Origin of the sequence: Corynebacterium aurimucosum (assembly GCF_030408555.1) — a bacterium.
Taxonomy (GTDB): domain Bacteria; phylum Actinomycetota; class Actinomycetes; order Mycobacteriales; family Mycobacteriaceae; genus Corynebacterium; species Corynebacterium aurimucosum.
Window position 1 is genome coordinate 2,670,266 of the sequence record NZ_CP047048.1, and the last position, 20,046, is coordinate 2,690,311.

The 20,046-nt window shown below is 60.3% G+C and carries 16 protein-coding genes; 9 read left to right on the forward strand and 7 right to left on the reverse strand.

Annotated features, from left to right (window positions below):
- Nucleotides 1-66 precede the first annotated feature (66 nt).
- From hpaD to CAURIM_RS12545, 4 genes are read right to left on the reverse strand one after another with little or no spacing between them, the layout of a single operon-like run.
- Nucleotides 67-1,143 carry a 3,4-dihydroxyphenylacetate 2,3-dioxygenase gene (gene hpaD, locus CAURIM_RS12530; protein ID WP_070521828.1) on the reverse strand — a complete coding sequence of 359 codons (1,077 nt, stop codon included), beginning with the start codon at nucleotides 1,141-1,143 and terminating at the stop codon, nucleotides 67-69.
- A gap of 49 nt (nucleotides 1,144-1,192) precedes the next feature.
- Nucleotides 1,193-2,707 (reverse strand): 5-carboxymethyl-2-hydroxymuconate semialdehyde dehydrogenase, encoded by a 1,515-nt coding sequence (gene hpaE / locus CAURIM_RS12535; protein ID WP_070524879.1) that lies wholly within the window; start codon nucleotides 2,705-2,707, stop codon nucleotides 1,193-1,195.
- A gap of 16 nt (nucleotides 2,708-2,723) precedes the next feature.
- Nucleotides 2,724-3,386 (reverse strand): GntR family transcriptional regulator, encoded by a 663-nt coding sequence (locus CAURIM_RS12540; protein WP_070524881.1) that lies wholly within the window; start codon nucleotides 3,384-3,386, stop codon nucleotides 2,724-2,726.
- Nucleotides 3,383-4,858 carry a fumarylacetoacetate hydrolase family protein gene (locus tag CAURIM_RS12545; RefSeq protein WP_201828929.1) on the reverse strand — a complete coding sequence of 492 codons (1,476 nt, stop codon included), beginning with the start codon at nucleotides 4,856-4,858 and terminating at the stop codon, nucleotides 3,383-3,385. Before CAURIM_RS12545 ends, CAURIM_RS12540 begins: the two co-directional genes overlap by 4 nt.
- A gap of 124 nt (nucleotides 4,859-4,982) precedes the next feature.
- On the opposite strand from CAURIM_RS12545, the gene CAURIM_RS12550 reads away from it, so the two are divergent.
- From CAURIM_RS12550 to CAURIM_RS12560, 3 genes are all read left to right on the forward strand, one after another.
- A complete protein-coding gene (locus tag CAURIM_RS12550; protein WP_070524885.1) occupies nucleotides 4,983-6,347 on the forward strand; it encodes an MFS transporter in 1,365 nt (454 codons plus the stop codon).
- A gap of 224 nt (nucleotides 6,348-6,571) precedes the next feature.
- Nucleotides 6,572-8,422 carry an FAD-binding monooxygenase gene (locus CAURIM_RS12555; protein WP_201828928.1) on the forward strand — a complete coding sequence of 617 codons (1,851 nt, stop codon included), beginning with the start codon at nucleotides 6,572-6,574 and terminating at the stop codon, nucleotides 8,420-8,422.
- Between the two features lie 220 nt (nucleotides 8,423-8,642).
- Nucleotides 8,643-10,106: an integrase core domain-containing protein gene (locus CAURIM_RS12560; RefSeq protein ID WP_201827648.1), complete on the forward strand. Its 1,464-nt coding sequence runs from the start codon at nucleotides 8,643-8,645 to the stop codon at nucleotides 10,104-10,106.
- 149 nt (nucleotides 10,107-10,255) lie between these two features.
- On the opposite strand, the gene CAURIM_RS12565 is transcribed toward CAURIM_RS12560, so the two are convergent.
- The 3 genes from CAURIM_RS12565 to CAURIM_RS12575 are packed head-to-tail and all read right to left on the reverse strand — an operon-like array spanning nucleotide 10,256 to nucleotide 12,885.
- Nucleotides 10,256-11,044, reverse strand: a complete 789-nt coding sequence (locus CAURIM_RS12565) for an ABC transporter ATP-binding protein (RefSeq protein WP_201828927.1) — start codon at nucleotides 11,042-11,044, stop codon at nucleotides 10,256-10,258.
- Between the two features lie 3 nt (nucleotides 11,045-11,047).
- Entirely contained in the window at nucleotides 11,048-11,905 is an 858-nt protein-coding gene (locus CAURIM_RS12570; protein WP_201828926.1) for an ABC transporter permease, read from the reverse strand.
- The gene (locus tag CAURIM_RS12575; RefSeq protein ID WP_201828925.1) at nucleotides 11,902-12,885 is read right to left on the reverse strand and encodes an ABC transporter substrate-binding protein; all 984 of its coding nucleotides are present in this window, start codon (nucleotides 12,883-12,885) and stop codon (nucleotides 11,902-11,904) included. Before CAURIM_RS12575 ends, CAURIM_RS12570 begins: the two co-directional genes overlap by 4 nt.
- Nucleotides 12,886-13,317: 432 nt before the next feature.
- On the opposite strand from CAURIM_RS12575, the gene CAURIM_RS12580 reads away from it, so the two are divergent.
- Genes CAURIM_RS12580 through trpA form a run of 6 tightly spaced genes read left to right on the forward strand, consistent with a single transcriptional unit; the run spans nucleotide 13,318 to nucleotide 19,945 of the window.
- Nucleotides 13,318-14,817 (forward strand): anthranilate synthase component 1, encoded by a 1,500-nt coding sequence (locus CAURIM_RS12580; RefSeq protein WP_201828924.1) that lies wholly within the window; start codon nucleotides 13,318-13,320, stop codon nucleotides 14,815-14,817.
- On the forward strand, nucleotides 14,814-15,458 hold the full coding sequence (locus CAURIM_RS12585) for an anthranilate synthase component II (RefSeq protein ID WP_201828923.1): 645 nt from the start codon (nucleotides 14,814-14,816) through the stop codon (nucleotides 15,456-15,458). Before CAURIM_RS12580 ends, CAURIM_RS12585 begins: the two co-directional genes overlap by 4 nt.
- Nucleotides 15,458-16,495 carry an anthranilate phosphoribosyltransferase gene (trpD, locus tag CAURIM_RS12590; protein WP_201828922.1) on the forward strand — a complete coding sequence of 346 codons (1,038 nt, stop codon included), beginning with the start codon at nucleotides 15,458-15,460 and terminating at the stop codon, nucleotides 16,493-16,495. The genes CAURIM_RS12585 and trpD overlap by 1 nt, the downstream gene beginning before the upstream one ends.
- Nucleotides 16,473-17,855 carry a bifunctional indole-3-glycerol-phosphate synthase TrpC/phosphoribosylanthranilate isomerase TrpF gene (trpCF, locus tag CAURIM_RS12595; protein WP_201828921.1) on the forward strand — a complete coding sequence of 461 codons (1,383 nt, stop codon included), beginning with the start codon at nucleotides 16,473-16,475 and terminating at the stop codon, nucleotides 17,853-17,855. Before trpD ends, trpCF begins: the two co-directional genes overlap by 23 nt.
- Nucleotides 17,856-17,900: 45 nt before the next feature.
- Nucleotides 17,901-19,115 (forward strand): tryptophan synthase subunit beta, encoded by a 1,215-nt coding sequence (gene trpB / locus CAURIM_RS12600; protein ID WP_201828920.1) that lies wholly within the window; start codon nucleotides 17,901-17,903, stop codon nucleotides 19,113-19,115.
- Nucleotides 19,115-19,945: a tryptophan synthase subunit alpha gene (gene trpA, locus CAURIM_RS12605; protein WP_201828919.1), complete on the forward strand. Its 831-nt coding sequence runs from the start codon at nucleotides 19,115-19,117 to the stop codon at nucleotides 19,943-19,945. Before trpB ends, trpA begins: the two co-directional genes overlap by 1 nt.
- The last annotated feature ends 101 nt before the right edge of the window (nucleotides 19,946-20,046 follow it).

The window sequence follows — 20,046 nt, forward strand, 5'->3', positions numbered from 1 at the left end:
CCGCGATATGTGCGCTCGCTTCTCGACGCCACGGGGCCACGTTCATCAACCTGAGTACTTAGTCGTTTAGAGCTGGTGTCCCAGCTTGTACTCACCTTGCTTCCACTCCGGCATCTCCTCCGCATCTTCCTTGCGGGTGTAGGAGAAGCCATCCGCGCCAATGGTGGCCTCCAGCTCGGACTCATCCTCGCGGGCAACCAGCGGCACCGGGTTTCCATCCAAGTCGAGGACCGTGGAGCCATCGCGGTACCAAGAAGGAACAACCGGGGTTCCCCACCAGTCACGACGCTGGTTATCGTGAACATCCCAGGTCACGACCGGGTTATCCGGGTCGCCGGTGTAGTAGTCCTGGGTGTAGATCTCTACGCGGTGTCCATCCGGATCACGCAGGTAGAGGTAGTAGGCGTTGGAGACACCGTGGCGGCCAGGGCCGCGCTCAATGCGGTCGGATTCGCGCAGCGCACCCAACTTGTCACAAATCGCAATGATGTTGTGCTTCTCGTGGGTAGCAAATGCGATGTGGTGCATACGCGGGCCATCACCACCGGTCATTGCGGTGTCGTGCACCGTCGGCTTGCGGCGCATCCATGCAGCGTAAACAGTTCCCTCCTCATCGCGGATGTCCTCGGTGGTGCGGAAGCCGAGCTCCTCCATGTATTTCACAGCGGAAGGAACATCCGGGGTGATCTGGTTGAAGTGATCGAGTCGGACCAGCGCTCCTGGGATATGGGCGTCGTATGCCCAGGCCAAACGCTCGACGTGCTCTACCTCATAGAAGAACTCGTACGGGAAGCCCAGCGGATCCTGCACACGCACGGAATCACCGATGCCCTTGACAAAGCCATCCTTGTTGCGGCGCACCTCGCAGCCGCGTGCCTTGTAGAACTCCTCCGCGAGGTCCAGGTCCTCCGGGGAACGGACGCGGAAGGAGAATGCAGCGACGGCAGCGACGGGGCCCTGACGCAGCACGAGGTTGTGGTGGATGAACTCCTCGTAGGTGCGCAGGTAGATTTCGTTCTCGTTTTCCTCGGTGACGACGAGACCGAGGGTGTCAACGTAGAACTTTCGGGATGCAGCGAGATCAGTAACGATGATCTCCATGTAGGCGCAACGCAGAATGTCGGGGGCCTGAATGTCAGCCATGATGGCTCCTTAGATAGAAGTAGTGGTGGGGGAGTAGAGAGTGGACGTCTTAGTCCTGCTTGCCAAAGACCGGGTTATGCACCTTGTCCAGGTTGATGTGAACGGCCTGCTGGTCGGTGTAGAAGTCGATCGAGCGGTAGCCGCCCTCGTGGCCCAGGCCGGAAGCCTTGACGCCGCCGAACGGGGTGCGCAGGTCGCGGACGTTGTTGGAGTTGAGCCACACCATGCCGGCCTCAACGTTTTGAGCGAAGTTGTGGGCGCGCTTCAGATCTGAGGTCCAGACATAGGCGGCAAGGCCGTACTTCGTGTTGTTGGCCAGCTCGAGTGCTTCCTCATCGGTATCAAACGGGGTGATGGCAACGACAGGGCCAAAGATCTCTTCCTGGAAGATACGGGCGTCCGGCTTGACGTCAACGAAGACGGTCGGCTGAACAAAGTTGCCTTCCTCGAAGCCCTCCGGGCGCTCGCCGCCGGCGGCCAGTGTGGCCTCCTGCTTGCCGATCTCGATGTAGGAAGTGACCTTCTCGTAGTGCTCTGGGTGGACCAGAGCGCCGACCTCGGTGGTGGGGTCGGAAGGCAGGCCCACCTTCACGCGCTTGGCCTGTGCGGCATAGCGCTCCACGAACTCGTCGTAGATATCGCGCTGAACCAGGATGCGGGAGCCGGCGGTGCAACGCTCACCGTTGAGGGAGAAGACGCCGAAGATGCAGGCATCAATCGCGGTCTCCAGGTCGGCATCGCTGAACACAATGGCGGGGGACTTGCCGCCCAGCTCCATCGACAGACCCTTGAGGTGCGGGGCTGCGTTGCCAAAGATGATCTGGCCGGTGCGGGACTCGCCGGTGAAGGAGATCAGCGGCACATCCGGGTGCTTGACCAGCGGGTCACCTGCATAGCCTTCCTCACCAAAGCCGTTAACCAGGTTGAAGACACCCTTCGGCAGGCCAGCCTCCTCAAAGATTCCTGCCCACAGCTGTGCGGAGAGGGGAGTGAACTCGGCCGGCTTCAGGACGACGGAGTTACCGGTGGCGATGGCCGGGGCAAGCTTCCAGGACTCCAGCATGAACGGGGTGTTCCACGGGGTAATCAGGCCCGCGACACCAATCGGCTTACGGTTGACATAGTTGATCTGGCGGCCCGGAACCTTGTAGGCGTCGTCAGCCTGCGCCACGATCAGGTCTGCGAAGAAGCGGAAGTTCTCAGCAGCACGCTTAGCTTGGCCGTTGGCCTGGGTGATGGGCAGGCCGGAGTCGAAGGACTCCCACGCGGCAAGCTTGTCTGCGCGGGTTTCGACAATGTCCGCAATCTTGTTGAGGACGCGTGCGCGCTCGCGCGGCAGGGCCTTGGACCACGGGCCGTTCTCGAAGGCCTCCTTGGCGGCAGCGACAGCCTTGTCAATGTCTGCCGGCTTGCCGGAAGCAGCCTTGATGTAGGTCTTATTCGTTACCGGATCCAGGACCTCGAATTCATCGCCGTCAATCGACGGAACAAACTCGCCGTTGATGTAGTGAAGAATCTTCTCGGGAAGATCGGTGGGCTTAGCAGCATCGTTGTTGATAGCCATGGGTGCTTGAGACTCCTTAGTCGTTTGTCTTGCGATAGGTGCTGAGGGTGGTCAGGCGGTGTTGCCTGGCCACTTTTTCTATGTAGGCGGGTTCCGCGCCAGCCTCGATGAGGCTGACCAATTGCTCGTGCTCGCGCGTTGACTCTTGGGCTCTCTCGGGCACGTACCGAAAGGTGGAGACACGGTGATATTCCAGTTGCTTCCACTGGTCCATCACCAAGTTCTTCAGCCTCTCGTTCGGGCATTTGGAGAAGAGAACGCTATGAAATTCCTTATTGAGCTGGGTAAATTCCTCTGGATCGTGGTGGATATCGAGCTCCCGCATGCGCTGGTTGATCTCCCGTGCCCGGGCAAGATCCTCCGCGTCAAGATGCGGGGCGGATTGGGCGGTAGCGTTTGCTTCCACGGTGGCCACGATGTCCATCGATTCGTAATAGGCCTCGCGATTGTGAGTGGTCACGCTGGCGCCGACGTTTCGTTCGTAGGTAACCATGCCTTCCGCTTCTAGTTGCCGAATGGCTTCGCGGACGGGGACCACGCTGACACCCAAGTCATCCGCGATTGTTGCCAATACGAGGCGGTACCCGGGTTCATACTCGCGAGTACGAATCTTTTCACTTATCCAGTTATAGGCCTGTTGGGACTTGCTTTCCCCAGCTGGTAGTGCGGGTTCCGTCATTGACCACCCGCCTTTCCGTCGCGGAAAGCAATATAGGCTTCCTTGTTCGCTCCGGTGGGCGGGAAGAGGCCATCCAGGCTGGCGCCCGTCTCCACCTGGGAGGCAACCCATTCGTCCTCGTGTTCCTTGGCCAGCGCACCTTCAGCGACCTCGGCTGCAATATCGCGTGGAATGACCACGACGCCGTCATCGTCACCGACGATGATGTCACCCGGCAGGACGGTAGCGTTGCCGCAAGAAACTGCGATATCGCTATCCCACGGGACATGCTTGCGTCCAAGAACGCAGGGGTGGGCGCCCTGGGTGAAGACGGGAAGGCCAATCTCCTTCACAGCCTCGTAGTCACGCACGCCACCATCGGTGACAACGCCTGCGGCACCGCGCACCTTGGCGCGCAGAGCCAAAATGTCACCCAGTGTTCCGGAACCGGATTCCTGGCGGGCCTCAATGACGATGACCTCGCCTTCCTTGACCGTGTCGAAGACCTTCTTCTGCTCGTTGAGACCGCCACCGTGGGACTTGAACAGGTCCTCGCGGCCAGCCACGAAGCGCAGCGTGCGGGCAACGCCCACCATCTTGGTTCCTTTGGCCTGCGGGTACACGCCTTCGATTACGGATTGGTTGATGCCGCGCTTGCGCAGCTGAGCGGACAAGCCGGCGGTCGGGGCCTCCTCCAGGGCCGCCTTGAGCTCTGGGTCGAGGCCACCGTCACCCTTGGGGGGAAGCCCGGCGGATTCGCGGTCTCCGTAGGCATCCTCGCGCTGCTTATCGTCCATGTAGGGAAGGTTGCCCAGCTGCGGATCAAAGGAGGCGGGGACTTCCTTCACGGTAGTCTTCAGCCTGCCGGAGCTCACGCCCCCGGGCACGTCGACCTCGACCTCGACGACGTCACCAGGCTCAATGACAGAGGAGCCGGCCGGGGTACCGGTGAGGATGATGTCACCGGTCTCCAGGGTCATGTGCTGGGAAAGGTCCGCGACGAACTGGGCGAGCGGGAAGATGAGATCTTCATCGGAAGAGGTTCCCTCCTGTACGACCTCGCCATTGACCCACGTGCGAAGGCGCAGGCCCTTGGGATCGATCCCCTGGGCGTCGATAAGCTCCGGCCCAATGGGGGTGTAGCCATCGCGGGACTTGGAACGGGTGTTGGAGCCCTTGTCCTGCACCTTGTAGTCATACAGGCCAATGTCGTTCGAAGCCGTCACGTAGGCGACGTGCTTCCACGCGTCCTCGAGGGATACGTTGCGGGCCGGAGTGCCAATGATGAGTGCGATTTCGCCTTCGAAGGCCAGCAGCTCGGTCCCTTGGGGGCGTTCGACGATCCCGCCCGACTCGGCCAGCGTGCTGGTCGCCTTGAGGAAGTAGCTCGGGGTCTTGGGCCAGCGACCGCGCTGCGCTGCGCGGGACTCAAAGGCCACATGGACAGCGATCATTTTGCCCGGTTTAACCGGCAAGAACTCAGGTACAGCCATGAAGAATCCTTAATTGTGAACAAATCCTTGCCCAGATCGTATATTATCCCTAACACCACCGCAAGTGGTTCAACTCACACGCATTTCCGTATATGGCACACCCCATGCCGAAAGGAATCTCACTATGTCGCACACAACTGTCACGCCGACAATTTCGACGGCCGAACGCCGCCGCGTCGTCGCCGCGACAACCATCGGTACCGCCATCGAGTGGTACGACTACTTCCTCTATGCAGCAGTGGCTGGACTCGTGTTCAACCAGCTCATGTTCGGCCCTCTCGAGGGTGGCCTAGCCACCATCATTTCCTTCCTGACCGTTGGCTTGTCCTTCCTCTTCCGCCCAGTCGGCGCGTTCCTGGCGGGACACTTCGCCGACCGCTTCGGGCGCCGCGTGGTCCTCATGGTCACGCTCCTCGCCATGGGCGGCGCAACCACCCTCATTGGCGTGCTGCCCACCTACGAAACCGCCGGAATCTGGGCCCCCATCCTGCTCATCACCCTGCGCATCATTCAGGGCATCTCCGCAGGTGGCGAGTGGGGTTCCGCAGTTCTCATGGCGGTGGAACACGCACCGAATGACAAGCGCGGCCTCTACGGCGCCGGCCCCCAGATCGGCGTTCCTGCCGGTCTGTTGCTTTCTTCCGGTGTGCTCTCCATCATGAACACCATCGCGCCTGGTGACGCCTTCATGAGCTGGGGCTGGCGCGTACCTTTCCTGCTCTCCTTCGTCCTCATCTTGGTGGGCTACCTCATCCGCATGGGCGTCGACGAGTCCCCGGTCTTCGAAGAGATTGCAGAGCGCGAAGAGGAAGAAGCCACCAACCCCATTGGCAAACTCTTCAAGAACTTCACCCCGCTAGTCCTGGTAGCCGCGCTCGTCTTCGCAGGTAACGGCACAGTTGGCTACATGACCACGGGCGGCTACATCCAGCGCTACGCTACGGACCCCGACGGCCCCGTCGCGCTAGACCGCGGTGACGTCCTCAACGCGGTGACCGTTTCTGCCTTCGCGTGGGCCCTGACCACATTGTTCGCCGGATTCATCTCCGACTACATCGGCCGCCGGAAAACCTATCTTCTCGGATTCATCCTGCAGGGCATTGGCGCCGCCGCTCTCTTCCCGCTGGTCAACACGGGCAGCCTAGGGATGCTCTACGGTGCGCTCCTCTTCCTCACTGTCGGCCTGGGCCTCACCTATGGCGCACAGTCTGCGATGTACGCTGAGCTCTTCCCGGCCTCCATTCGCGCCACCGGCGTCTCCATTACCTATGCCCTCGGCTCGGTCCTGGGCGGCGCCTTTGCCCCCATGATCGCCGCCTCGCTCGTCGAGGCAACGGGTACCACCTTTGCGGTATCGGGCTACCTCGTTTCCGCTTCGATTGTCGGCTTCATCTGCACCTTCATCCTGCGTGAGCGCAAAGGAATCGCACTCGGCGCAGAGCACGAGGTCGAGCAATCTCAGGGGCACTTCATCTTCAGCCAGCGCTAGACGACGCCCCCCTCCACGCATGCGCATCCTTTCCGAACAACTCATTGTGCAAGGGGAGCGCATCATATATGATTCTCATATACGACCCAGCTCACATCCTCCAGACACCTTGAACTGAGTCACCACCTCCAAGAGCGAAGCTCACATAGCAATGGGGGAGTGGTCATTACCCCCACGACCCCCTTTGTTCTCGTCCACTACAACCGCTAACTAAGGAGTCCACAGTGCAGTTCCACCACAACGGCTACGTTTCGGAAGATCCCCGCGTGCTCGAGCCCGCCGGATTCGGCATCGATCGCGTTTCTGAACTTCCAGATGAAATGGACGTTCTCATCGTGGGCTCTGGTCCGGCCGGCATGATCGCTGCGGCGCAGCTGGCAATGTTCCCTGACGTCAATACGCGGATTATCGAGCGCCGTCCGCACCGCCTTGAGCTGGGTCAGGCCGACGGTATTCAGTCCCGCTCGGTGGAAACCTTCCAGGCCTTTGGCTTTGCCAAGGAAATTACGGAAGAAGCTTATGAGATCACGGAGATGGCCTTCTGGAACCCCGATCCTCAGGATCGTTCCAAGATTGCCCGCGGTGCCTGCCCAGTAGACGACGAGCAGGGCATTTCTGAGTTCCCCCACCTCATCGTCAACCAGGCCCGCGTGCTGGACTACTTTGCCCGCTATGCCCGCCGCGCCCCCGGCCGCATCACCCCGGACTACGGCTGGAACTTCGTCTCCCTGGAGGTAGGGGAGGGCGAGTACCCAGTGACGGTGCACCTCGAGGATGTCGACGGCAACCCGCGCGACGTGCGCGCTAAGTACGTCGTCGGCTGCGATGGTGCAAAGTCGCGCGTCCGCAAGTCCATTGGCCGCTCGCTCAAGGGCGACCAGGCCAACCACGCATGGGGTGTCATGGACGTTGTCGTTGACACCGACTTCCCAGACTGGCGCACCAAGTGCGCCATCCACTCACAGGCCGGCTCAATCCTGCACATCCCGCGTGAAGGTGGCTACCTCTGCCGCGTGTACGTAGACCTCGGCGTCGTTCCGGAGGATGACAACCACAAGGTCCGCAACACGCCGTTTGAGAAGATCATCGAGAAGGCCAATGAGATCTACTCGCCCTACTTCATCGACGTCAAGATGGTGGCGTGGCACTCCGTCTACGAGGTGGGCCACCGCTTGGTCGACGCCTTCGACGATAGCGATGAAAATCCGCGCGTCTTCCTCACCGGCGATGCCTGCCACACCCACTCGGCCAAGGCTGGCCAGGGCATGAACGTCTCCATGCAGGACGGCTTCAACATCGGCTGGAAGCTGGGTCACGTCCTCGACGGCCGCGCTCCCAAGGAACTCTTAAGCACTTACCACGGCGAACGCCAGCCGGCCGCCCAGAACCTCATCAATTTTGACCGTGAGTGGTCCACCCTCATGGCCACCCCGACCGAGGAACTCGACGATCCGGAGGCAGTGGAGAAGTACTACGTTGCTGCGGAAGAGTTCGCCGCCGGCATGATGACTCAGTACGAGGAGAACCTGATCGTCGGCTCCACCCAGCACCAAGAACTGGCTTCCGGCTTCCCAGTGGGCAAGCGCTTCAAGTCCTACGAGGTCCTGCGCCGCTGCGATGCCTACCCTCAGCACCTGGGCCACCAGCACACCGCGGATGGCCGCTACCGTATCTACGCTTTTGCCGACGCCCCCAAGGCAGGCGAGGACTCCACGCTGAGCCAGTGGGCAGAGAAGGTTGGCCCCATCCTGGCCAAGTTCACCCCGGAGGGCGCTGACGAGAATACCTACTTCGACGTGAAGGCCATCTACCAGCAAACCAACCATCACGACTACGAGATTCTTGACGCCCCACTGCTCTTCCGCCCCCGCAACGGCAAGTTCAATGTCCCGAATTGGGAGAACGTCTTCAACGCTCTCCCCGGGGACAAAGACATTTTCGAAGGCCGCGGCATTTCCCGTGAGGGAGCCGTCGTCATCGTTCGCCCGGACCAGTACGTAGGCGCTGTTCTCCCTCTCGATGAGCCATCAGCGGTTGAGGACTACTTCTCCTCCGCACTCATCAAGCTCAAGTAGATCCAGTCAAGCTTCCGCAGCTTCACACTAAAGAGGGCCCAGCACACGCTGGGCCCTCTTTAGTGTCATCCCTTAGAGCCCCACTGAAATGCTAGTGCCCCACAGGCAAGAAGAAACCTAGGTATGTGATGTCTAGTGGCTTTTTGGACACGGAGTCCAGGATGTTTTTGGACGGGATGTCTAGTGGCTTTTTGGACGTTTGCGGCGGTGGAATAGCCGGATGGCTATTCCATTGCATAAGCGTAGAAAGGTCGCAGATTTCGATCCCGTTCGTGACGGCAAGACGGTCACACAGTTTTGCAAAGAATTAGGAATCTCGCGGCAGACGTACCACAACATCAAAAGCCGGATAGCGCAGAAGGGTCGCGCAGGTATTGTGCCTGATTCGACTGCCCCGAAGAATCCGATTAAGAAATTTGACGAGGCCGATAAAATCGCAGTCGTCCACGCCAGGCAGGAGTTGATGGAGCAAGGCTTGGATTATGGGCCTTGGTCGATCTACTACTTCTTGTTTGACACTTCGGGCCCAGATTCCACGCCGTCGCGTTCTACAATCGCCTCGTGGCTTCATGAGCTGGGATTTGTTGATGCCAATGCCCGCAAACGGCCACGCAGTTCCTATAAGCGCTTCGCCCGTGATCTCGTCGGTGAACTCTGGCAAATCGATGGACTGGTCTACCGCCTCTTTGACCATGCCCACACACATGTCACGATTTACCAGATTATCGATGATGCCAGCAGATTCGATGTCGGAACCACAGCGTTCGCTCTGCCAGAAAACGGTACTGATGCGCGCGCCGTACTGGCCGCAGCGTTCGCCGCCTACGGCAAACCTCAAGAAATCCTTTCCGACAATGGCGATGCGTTCGCCACCTATCACCGTGGTTTTCTCTCTGCTACTGAAACTTGGCTCGCTAGCCAAGGTGTACTTGCTATTGCTGGTTTCGCCCCGACAACCCAGGGAAAAGACGAACGCTCTCACCGCACGTTGACCCAGTTCCTCGATGCACGCCACCCAGTCAGCCTTGCTGAGGTCAACACATATCTGGCTGAATATCGCCAGGTCTACAACGAACGACGACGGCACCAATCACTGCTCGTCGGCAAAATGCACATCACACCACGCCAGGCCTTCGATACCTTCCCCAAGGCACCATCACCTACACATCCACTCGATCCTGAGCAGGTCTGGGCCCGCGTAGTCGCCTATAACCAAGCGCACAATCCACAAGCTGTATCCGAAATGCTAAACGGCCCCGCGGAAGCGGCAACTTCACACGAGGCCTGCATCGATGACATGGCAGCTTTGCAAGGCATACCTCCCACCGATACCCCCACACTAACGGCGCCGACGACAAATTCAACAAACCATTGGGATATCCCAGACCAGCTCTGCGTAAGCAAAGACGGCGTTGTACGCGTGTGCGGTTTCGGGCTCTACATTGGTCTGAGGTTTAAAAACCGCAGACTCTACTCCACGGTCACAGCCGAAAACGTTGCGGAGTTCTACACGGCCCATGACGGTGAATTCCTCTTCAGCGTGCCACTGCCGATCACGTTGAGCCACAGACCACCAGGTGGTCAGATCAACATCAACCTCGTTGAAGGAATGAAACACCGCCAACCACCGCGGATGAACCCGAAACTATCCAAACCCCGGCCGAAACGCAGGCCGCAACCATAAACCGCTAGAAGTGTCCAAGACATCCATGGACTCCGTGTCCAAAAAGACACCGGACTCCATGTCCAAAAACCCTATGGACATAACAGAAGAAACCTAGGTACTGCCAAACGCAGCACCTAGGTTTCACGTGAAACAAACACGAAGGAACGCTACTGCAAAAGGGTCCTATCGAAAGTCGCGCCCTTGATCTTCGCGAACTCCGCCATGAGATCCTCCACCGTGAGCTTCGCCTTTTCCTCTGCGTCGGCTGAGTAGATGATCTGCCCCTCGTGCATCATTATGAGCCGGTTACCCACTTGCAGAGCCTGCGCCATATTGTGCGTCACCATCAACGTGGTGAGCTGACCTTGCTCCACGATGCGCTTCGTCAAGCTGGTCACCAACTCCGCACGCTGCGGGTCAAGCGCGGCCGTGTGCTCATCAAGGAGCATCACCTTCGGGTTGGTAAAGCCCGCCATGAGTAGCGAGAGCGCCTGGCGCTGACCGCCGGAGAGCAAGCCCACCTTCGTTCCAAGGCGCTTCTCCAAGCCCAGCTCGAGCGACTCCAGCTGTTCCACAAAAACAGCCCGGCGCGCAGAGTTGAGGCCCAGGCCGAGTCCGCGCTTCTTCCCGCGCAGGTACGCGAGCGAAAGGTTTTCCTCAATCGTAAGGTTCGGTGCCGTACCCGCCATGGGGTCCTGGAAGACCCGCCCAACCTTCCTCGCACGCTTGTGCTCCGGCTGGCTTGTCACATCGTTGCCGTCAATGGTGATTTTTCCAGCATCCGGGATGAGACGGCCTGCAATCGAGTTCAGCAGCGTCGACTTGCCCGCACCGTTGGACCCGATGACGGTAACGAAATCGCCGGGGGCGAGTTCCAGGGAGACGTCGCGAAGCGCGCGGCGTTCATTCACCGTGCCCGGAAAGAAGGTCTTTGAGATCTTGTCTACGTTAAGCATGATTTAGGCCTTCCTTTTGCCACGTACCCGCGTCATGCGGGGCACCAGGAGAGCGACGATAACCAACAGCGCAGTGATGAGCTTCATGTCATTCGGGTTGAGGCCCACCTGCAGCGCGGCGAAGATGATGAGTCGGTAGATTACAGATCCCACTGCCACCGCTACGACGGCCATCCACAAGCGCGACTGGGGGAGTACCGCCTGCCCAAGGATGACGGAGGCCAGACCCACCAGAATGAGACCAATGCCCATCGAGATATCAGCGAAACCTTGGTATTGCGCGATGAGCGCACCGCACAGACCCACCAGGCCATTGGACAGGGCCAAGGTCAGAATCTTGGTGAAATCAGTCGACACGCCAAAGGAGGTGATCATCTGTTGGTTGTCACCGGTGGCGCGCAGAGAGAGACCCAAATCCGTGGACAGGAACCACACAATGAGCAGGCAGAGCACCACCGATCCCACTGCGAGCAGGCCCACCCCAGCCCAGGTTCCCATTACGGCATCCAGTGGGGTGAATACAGAATCCTGAGTCAGCAGTGGCACGTTAGCGCTGCCCATGATGCGTAGGTTGATGGACCACAGACCGATCATCGTGAGGATGCCAGCAAGCAGCCCATCGATGCGGCCCTTCGTGTGCAAAAGCCCGGTGATGCAGCCAGCCACGAATCCGGTGGCGAAGCCAGCCAGCGAGGACACAAAGGGGTTGACCCCATTCGTAATGAGCACGCCGGCAGTTGCCGCCCCGGTGGTGAAGGAGCCGTCGACCGTCAGGTCTGGGAAATCAAGCACACGGAACGTGAGGTAGACGCCCACGGCCATCACCGCATAGATGAGGCCAAGCTCAAGTGCTCCAATCACAGCGTCTCAGCCTTGTCTAGGATTTCCTGCGGCACCTCAACGCCCTGAGCCTTCACTGCGTCTTCATTGATCACGTACGTGTACTCGGAGGCGGTTTCCACCGGGGTATCGGCCGGGTCAGCGCCGTCTTGAAGAATGCGCAGCGCCATCTCACCAGTCTGGCGGCCCAGCTCCTTGTAGTTGATTCCAATGGTGGCTGCAGCACCACCTTCGACGGCACCGGAGTCCGCAGCGATGACCGGGATGGTCTTGTCATTCGCAACCTTGATGAGCGAAGAGATGCCGGAGACGACCATGTTATCGGTCGGGATGTAAATGGCATCGACATCACCCAGCGCCTCCACGGCCTGGGGAATCTCCGTCACGGAAGTTACGGTCTGCGACTTCACCTCAATTCCTTTCGGCTTGGCAGCCTCCGTCAGCTGCTCCACCTGCACCTTGGAATTGACCTCTGCGGAGGAGTAGACGACGCCAACGGACTTAGCGTCTGGGACCAACTGGGAAACGAGCTCCACCTGTTCCTCAATGGGGGCGGCGTCAGAAGTACCCGTGACATTCTTACCCGGCTTGTCCAAGGACTCTACGAGTTCCGCTTCTACGGGATCCGTCACTGCAGTGAACAGCAAAGGCTTGTCCTTAATGGACTTACTCATTGCCTGACCGGCTGGGGTAGCGATGGCCAGGTAGAGATCGTGGTTGGCGTTCGCCATCTGCTGGGAGATGGACACCGCGGTGCCCTGCTCACCGTTGGCGTTCTGGACATCCCACTCCACGTCCACGCCCGCCTCTTCGAAGGCTTCTTGGAATCCTTCTGCAGCGGCATCGAGGGAAGGGTGCTGAACCAGCTGATTAATTCCGATGGAGTAGGAGTCTCCACCTCCGGAATCCCCGCTGGCGCTTTCCGACGACGAAGAGCATCCCACGAGAGCAGCAGCGCTCAAGGCGATAGCTGAGAGAGCGGCGGAAGTTTTAGAGAACATATCGGTCCTTATCTACTCGAGAGTGACAGTAGTGACCGCTATTTAATCCTTTTTCCATCCCTCTAACCAGCAGTTTTATGAATGTTTTTCCCGGCCGGGGGTATTCTTAGCCCCTCAAAAGCTATAGTTCTACAGTTTTAGAGTTCTACATCACACCGTTTAGCTGCATGTTTCATATCTCACTCTATCGCTGGTTAAGGCGTACCACCTTTCGGGCACGGGGGTACCCACACGCCCTTTATCTGTACGGCAGAAGGTATCGGTGTTAGAGTCAGTGATGTGAAGAACACATTTAACCTTTGGTGGTGGCGCGCGTAACCCGCGGGCCTCGTTGTTCTCCCATATTTAAGGCCCGCAGCTGCGGGCTTTTCGGCGTTTTGCTCTCTTGCGAAGCTCGCGGCAGCACACAAAATCGTTAAAGAAAGACACAGTATGCCGTATACAGCCAAACGCGAGGTCGGGTACACTCCCGACGCCAGCGCGCTCTTTTATGCCCTCGCCGCTCCACAAGATTCCTTGCTCTTAGAGTCCGCGGATATCGAGTCCAAGAAGAATCTCACCTGCATCGCCATCACCAAGGCAGCACTCAAGGTCGTGTGCCGCGGCCAAGACGTCACCGCAACGGCCTTAACTCCAGCAGGTCACCTGCTCTTAGACGAACTCCGCCAGGACTTCCGCTCCAAGATGGGGAAGAACAATGAGAACAGCGCCACCTTCAGCTTCGGGCTCTCCGACGAGCATGATGAGCGCGCCCGCCTCCGTGCCACATCCACGGCCGATATCCTGCGCACGCTGCAGTTTAGCCAGCTCTATTCCGGCGAGTCACTTCCTTTCCTTGGTGGGGGATTCGCCTTCGACTACGTCGACACCTTCGAAGTGCTCCCGCCGGTCCCGGAAGGCCCCAACGAATACCCGGATTATGAGTTTCTCGTCGCCGAGCATGTCCTCACCGTGGATCACCTGACGCAGACGGCGAAGATTGAGGGGTGGGGCGTCGACAAGCGCACGCTCAACGAGGAGCTCGACCGCGCTGCCGCCACCGAACCTATTACTCCAGAGGCTCCCGCGCCGCGCGAGACCATCAGCGCCCACGCCTCGATTGATGACGCTGCTTTCCGCCGCCACGTCGAGCGCCTCCAGGGCAACGTCCACGCTGGCGACATTTACCAAGTCGTGCCCTCGCGCGCCTTTAGCCTCGAGTGCCCCGATGCTTTTGCCGCCTACCGCACGCTGCGTGAGACCAACCCTTCGCCGTACATGTTTTATGTCCGCGGCGCAGAGCACGAGCTTTTCGGTGCTTCCCCTGAGTCCAACCTGAAGTACACGGCCAGCGACCGGCAGGTACAGCTCTACCCGGTTGCCGGCACTCGGCCGCGCGGTGCGACCCACGAGCTGGATATCCGCAATGAACTGGAAATGCGCACGGACTCCAAGGAAGTCTCGGAGCACATCATGCTCGTGGACCTGGCGCGCAATGACCTCGCCCGCGTCGCTGTCCCCGGCACCAGAAAGGTCGCTGACCTGCTCCAAGTCGACCGCTACTCGCGCGTCATGCACTTGGTCTCCCGCGTCGTCGCCACGCTGCACGAGGACTTCGACGCCCTCGACGCCTACCGCGCCTGCATGAACATGGGCACGCTCACCGGCGCTCCGAAGCTGCGCGCCATGGAGCTCATCCGCGAGACCGAAGGTACTCGCCGCGGCTCCTTCGGTGGCGCTATCGGCTACCTGCGCGGCGATGGCTCCATGGACAACTGCATCGTCATCCGCTCCGCCTACGTCAAGGATGGCACGGCCGTCGTCCAGGCCGGCGCGGGCGTCGTCCGCGATTCCATCCCCCAGTCCGAGGCCGATGAGACGGTCCACAAGGCCTACGCGGTGCTCAGCGCCATCGCCCAGGCCCACAACGCTTCCCTGGAGGTCATCCGATGAACCCACACGTCGTCCTCATTGATAACCACGATTCCTTCGTCTATAACCTCGTCGATTCTCTCGCCGGCTATAACACCACCGTCTTCCGAAACACCGTGCCGGTGGAGGAGGTCCTCGCCGCCGAGCCCGACATCATCATCCTCTCGCCGGGGCCGGGCCATCCCCGCGACGCCGGATCGATGATGCAGCTTATCGACGCCTCCCTCGGCCGCATCCCCCTCCTCGGCATCTGCCTCGGCTTCCAGGCGCTCCTCGATCACTTCGGCGGCACCGTCGAGCCCTGCGGCCCAGTCCACGGGTCTTCCGTACCCATGACGCTGACCGACGCCGGTGCGAAACACCCACTCTTTAAGGGACTGACCACCGATTCCGAGCCCGATAATCCGAACTACGTCGGCCGCCTCGTCCCCGTTGCGCGTTACCACTCCTTGGGCTGCGCGAACATTCCCACACAGATGCGCAGCCTCGCCGAGACCGAGACCGCTATCGGACCCGTCACCATGGCGGCAGAGACTCTCGACGGCATGGCACTCGGCCTTCAATTTCACCCGGAATCGGTTCTAACACCGACGGGGCCCATCATGATCGAACGCTGTATTAAACAACTTTCTTCTCAACCCACCATGGAAGGGGCCAAGTAATGACTAATAATCAAGCACTGAAGACGCTGCAGAAATTCCTCGACATCACCGAACCAACCCTCGAGCAGGCCATCGAGGTTTTCACCCCACTGACGGTGGGGGAGTACGACGACATCCATATCGCCGCCCTCCTTACCCACATCCGCACCCGCGGGGAGACCTTCGCCGATGTCGCCGGCGCGGCCCGCGCCTTCCTCAATGCCGGCCGCCCCTTCCCGGTCACCGGCGAGGGGCTCATGGACACCGCGGGAACCGGCGGCGATGGCGCTAACACCATCAACGTCACCACCGGCGCCTCCCTCGTCGCCTCCGCCGGCGGAGTCAAGATGGTCAAGCACGGCAACCGCTCTGTCTCTTCCAAGTCTGGCTCAGCCGACGTCCTCGAGGCCCTCGGTATCCCGCTTGATCTCGACCCGGACCGCGCGGTCCGCCAGCTCGAGGCCTCGAACTTCACCTTCCTCTTCGCGCCGGCCTACAACCCAGCGGTTGCCCACGTGCAACCGGTGCGCAAAGGTCTCGGCGTCTCCACTCTCTTCAACACCATGGGCCCACTGCTGAGCCCCGGCCGCCCGGAGTTCCAGATCATGGGCATCGCTAATCCTAAGCAGGGCCAGCTCATCGCTGAGGTCTTCAAGGATCTCGACCGCACACGCGCGCTCGTCGTCCACGGCGCTGGCACCGATGAGATTGCCGTTCACGGCACAACCCAGGTCTGGGAGCTTCGCGACGGCACCATTAACCACTACGAGCTCACCCCCGAAGAACTCGGCATTTCCCGCCACGAACTGTCAGACCTCGTCGGCGGCAACGGTGAGGAGAACGCCGCAGCGCTGCGCGCTGTCTTCGCTGGCACCGGTAAGCCCGCCCACCATGACGCGATCGCCGCTACCGCCGGCGCGATGTTCTACCTCAATGGCACGACCGACTCCATCCATGAAGGCGTCGCGCATGCCGACCAGCTCATCAAGGATGGCACCGTGGCCGCATGGCTGAAGAAGCACGAGGAGGCGAACTATGGCTCTGCCGACCGTGCTTGAGGGGATCGTCGCCAAGCGCCGCACCCATCTTCCCGCCATCCGTGAGCGTCTCGCACACGTGGACCTCACGGCCCTCCCGCGCTCCGAGCGCTCCTTCTATGATGCGCTCAACGGCACCAACCGCTTCATCATGGAGTGCAAGTCCGCCTCCCCGTCGCTGGGGCTCATTCGTAAGCACTACGAGCCCGGGGCCATCGCGCGCGTGTATTCGCGCTACGCTTCGGCCATTTCGGTGCTGTGCGAGCCGGACCGTTTCGGCGGCGACTACGACCACCTGCAGACGGTGGCCCTGTCCACGCACCTGCCCGTCTTGTGCAAGGACTTCATCGTTGATCCCATTCAGGTCTATGCCGCGCGCTATTTTGGCGCCGATGCGATTCTGCTCATGATGTCCATCGTCGACGATGACACCTATGCAGAGCTCAAGCAGCTTGCGGATTCTCTGGGACTTGATGTCCTCACCGAGGCGATCACCGAGGAGGAGGTCGCCCGCGCTACCGCCTTTGGCATCGACGTGATCGGCATTAACAACCGCAACCTCCACGACCTCAGCATCGACCTCACCCGCTCCGAGCGCCTCTCGCACCATGTACCCTCCGGCAAGGTCATCGTCTCGGAGTCCGGTATCCGCGACAACCAGACCGTCCGCCGCCTGGGGTCTCACGCCAATGCCTTTCTCGTTGGCTCCCAGCTCACCGGCACGCCTGACATCGATCGCGCCGCCCGCGAGCTTGTCTATGGCCACAACAAGGTCTGTGGTCTCACTTCCTGGTCCGCTGCTCAGGCCGCTCGTGCCGCCGGTGCGGTCTATGGTGGTCTCATCTTCGAAGAGGCTTCGCCGCGCAATGTTTCACGTGAAACCGCGCTGGACATCATCGCTCACGAACCCGATCTCAGCTATGTCGCGGTCTCTCGCCGCACCACTGGTTGGGAGGAACTGGCCCTCGACGGTATTGCCGCCCTGCAAATCCACGCGCCATACCAGGGGAGCACTGAGGCAGAGCTCGAACTCATCTCCTCCGTTCGGGCGGTGGCAGGGGAGCGGGAGGTCTGGCGCGCCATTGACATGACGGCGCCCCACGGCCCCGCCCTTGCCTCTGCGCTTGCCGACGCCGCCGATTACCTCATCCTCGACTCGGGCGCCGGCGGCACTGGCACCCCGTTCGACTGGACAACAGTCCCCGACGAAGTCAAAGCAAAATCGCTTCTCGCCGGAGGAATCAAGCCAGACAACCTTGCGGAGGCTCTTCGCATCGGTACCGCCGGGCTGGATCTCAACTCCGGTGTCGAAGTGAATGGTCAAAAAGACAGTGCACTCATAGCGAGGGCCTTCCACACTATTCGTCACTTTACGTATTGATACCTAACCCGAGCCCTACCACCAACCCCACCCACAAGGACGATCATGACTACTACTCAGGACACCAGGGAGACCCTCCTTCCCGCCTACTTCGGTGAATTCGGCGGGCAATTTGTCCCCGAATCCCTCATCCCGGCACTCGACCAACTTGAGAAAGCTTTCGTCGATGCCCAGAACGATCCGGCCTTCCGCGAGGAGCTTGCCGGCTACCTTCGTGACTACTTGGGCCGCCCCACGCCTCTCACTGAAGCGACCAAACTAGGCGGAAAGGCACGCATCTTCCTCAAGCGTGAGGACCTCGTGCACGGTGGCGCCCACAAGACCAACCAGGTCATCGGCCAAGCGCTCCTGGCCAAGCGGATGGGGAAGACCCGCATCATCGCCGAAACCGGCGCCGGCCAGCATGGCACGGCGACCGCCCTCGCCTGTGCTCTGCTTGACCTCGACTGCGTGATCTACATGGGCGCCAAGGACGTCGAGAGGCAGCAGCCCAACGTCTACCGCATGGAACTCATGGGCGCCAAGGTTGTTCCTGTGGATTCCGGTTCTGGAACTCTCAAGGATGCCGTCAACGAAGCTCTGCGTGATTGGACCGCGACCTTCCACGAATCCCATTACCTCCTCGGCACCGCTGCCGGCCCCCACCCCTTCCCGACAATTGTTCGCGAATTCCACAAAGTCATTTCCGAGGAAGCCAAGGCGCAAATGCTGGAGCGCACGGGCGGACTACCGGACGTGGTCGTCGCCTGCGTCGGCGGCGGATCCAACGCCATTGGTATGTTCGCGGACTTCATCGACGAAGAATCTGTCGAACTCGTCGGCGCTGAGCCTGGGGGAGAGGGCCTAGACTCCGGCCACCATGGCGCCACGATCAACAATGGCACCATTGGCATCCTCCACGGTGCCCGTTCCTACCTCATGCGCAATGCTGACGGGCAAGTTGAGGAATCCTATTCTATTTCTGCCGGCCTCGATTACCCGGGTGTAGGCCCACAACACGCCCACCTCGCACAGACCGGCCGAGCCACTTATGTCGGCATCACCGACGCCGAAGCACTCGAAGCCTTCCAGATTCTCAGCCGCCGGGAGGGCATCATCCCAGCTCTCGAATCCTCGCATGCCCTTGCCTATGCACTCAAGCGCAAAGATGAGGACATCACCATTCTCGTTTCCCTTTCTGGCCGCGGTGACAAGGACATCGACCACGTTCGCCGCACCCTCGACGCGCACCCCGAATTCAAGATCACGGAGGACAAGTAATGAGCCGCTACGAGAAACTTTTCTCCAGCCTCGCCGCCCGCAAGGAAGGGGCATTTGTCCCCTTCATCATGCTGAGCGATCCCAACCCAGACACCGCCCTCGCCATTGTTCGCGCCGCTGTCGCCGGTGGTGCCGACGCGCTCGAGCTCGGCGTCCCCTTCTCCGATCCGGTCGCCGACGGCCCCACCATTCAGGCCTCCCATATCCGCGCACTTGCAGGCGGCGCGACGGTCGACTCCGCGATCGAACAAATCCGCCGCATCCGAAGCGAATTCCCCGACCTACCAATCGGCATGCTCATCTACGGAAACGTTCCCTTCACTCGCGGGCTAGAGACCTTCTACTCCGAGTTCCAGGAAGCGGGTGCCGATAGCATCTTGCTTCCCGACGTCCCCATTCGCGAAGGCGCACCTTTCGTCGCCGCCGCCGAAAAAGCCGGAATTGACCCAATCTTTATCGCCCCGGCTCAAGCATCTGAACAAACTCTCCAGGGAGTGGCTCAGTACTCCAAGGGCTATATCTACGCTATCTCGCGCGACGGCGTCACTGGCACCGAGAAGGAGTCGGAAACCCGCGGGCTCGATGAAGTGGTGAATAACGTGAAGCGCTTCGGTGGAGCGCCGATTCTTCTTGGGTTCGGTATCTCGACGCCTCAGCACGTCGCCGACGCAATCGCCGCCGGCGCAGCTGGTGCAATCACCGGTTCCGCTTTAACGAAGATTGTCGACGCCCACCTCGACGAAGAAGGCCGCCCCGCCGACGGGCTCGCCGCTGCGGTCACCGACTTTGTCTCCAAGATGAAGGCCGCTACCAAACATGCGGAATCCTAAACAAGCTTTCTAGGCACCCTTCTGGACGCCTTTTTCGGGCAACCATGACTAGGAGCGCCCCAGACTAGTCAACTCACCTCGGCCTCTTCCATCACGTCATC

Bases quoted from the DNA above. Each gene is read 5' to 3' on its own strand.
- hpaD (WP_070521828.1), bottom strand. From the start codon at position 1,143: ATGGCTGACATTCAGGCCCCCGACATTCTGCGTTGCGCCTACATGGAG.
- hpaE (WP_070524879.1), bottom strand. From the start codon at position 2,707: ATGGCTATCAACAACGATGCTGCTAAGCCCACCGATCTTCCCGAGAAG.
- CAURIM_RS12540 (WP_070524881.1), bottom strand. From the start codon at position 3,386: ATGACGGAACCCGCACTACCAGCTGGGGAAAGCAAGTCCCAACAGGCC.
- CAURIM_RS12545 (WP_201828929.1), bottom strand. From the start codon at position 4,858: ATGGCTGTACCTGAGTTCTTGCCGGTTAAACCGGGCAAAATGATCGCT.
- CAURIM_RS12550 (WP_070524885.1), top strand. From the start codon at position 4,983: ATGTCGCACACAACTGTCACGCCGACAATTTCGACGGCCGAACGCCGC.
- CAURIM_RS12560 (WP_201827648.1), top strand. From the start codon at position 8,643: ATGGCTATTCCATTGCATAAGCGTAGAAAGGTCGCAGATTTCGATCCC.
- CAURIM_RS12565 (WP_201828927.1), bottom strand. From the start codon at position 11,044: ATGCTTAACGTAGACAAGATCTCAAAGACCTTCTTTCCGGGCACGGTG.
- CAURIM_RS12575 (WP_201828925.1), bottom strand. From the start codon at position 12,885: ATGTTCTCTAAAACTTCCGCCGCTCTCTCAGCTATCGCCTTGAGCGCT.
- CAURIM_RS12580 (WP_201828924.1), top strand. From the start codon at position 13,318: ATGCCGTATACAGCCAAACGCGAGGTCGGGTACACTCCCGACGCCAGC.
- CAURIM_RS12585 (WP_201828923.1), top strand. From the start codon at position 14,814: ATGAACCCACACGTCGTCCTCATTGATAACCACGATTCCTTCGTCTAT.
- trpD (WP_201828922.1), top strand. From the start codon at position 15,458: ATGACTAATAATCAAGCACTGAAGACGCTGCAGAAATTCCTCGACATC.
- trpCF (WP_201828921.1), top strand. From the start codon at position 16,473: ATGGCTCTGCCGACCGTGCTTGAGGGGATCGTCGCCAAGCGCCGCACC.
- trpB (WP_201828920.1), top strand. From the start codon at position 17,901: ATGACTACTACTCAGGACACCAGGGAGACCCTCCTTCCCGCCTACTTC.
- trpA (WP_201828919.1), top strand. From the start codon at position 19,115: ATGAGCCGCTACGAGAAACTTTTCTCCAGCCTCGCCGCCCGCAAGGAA.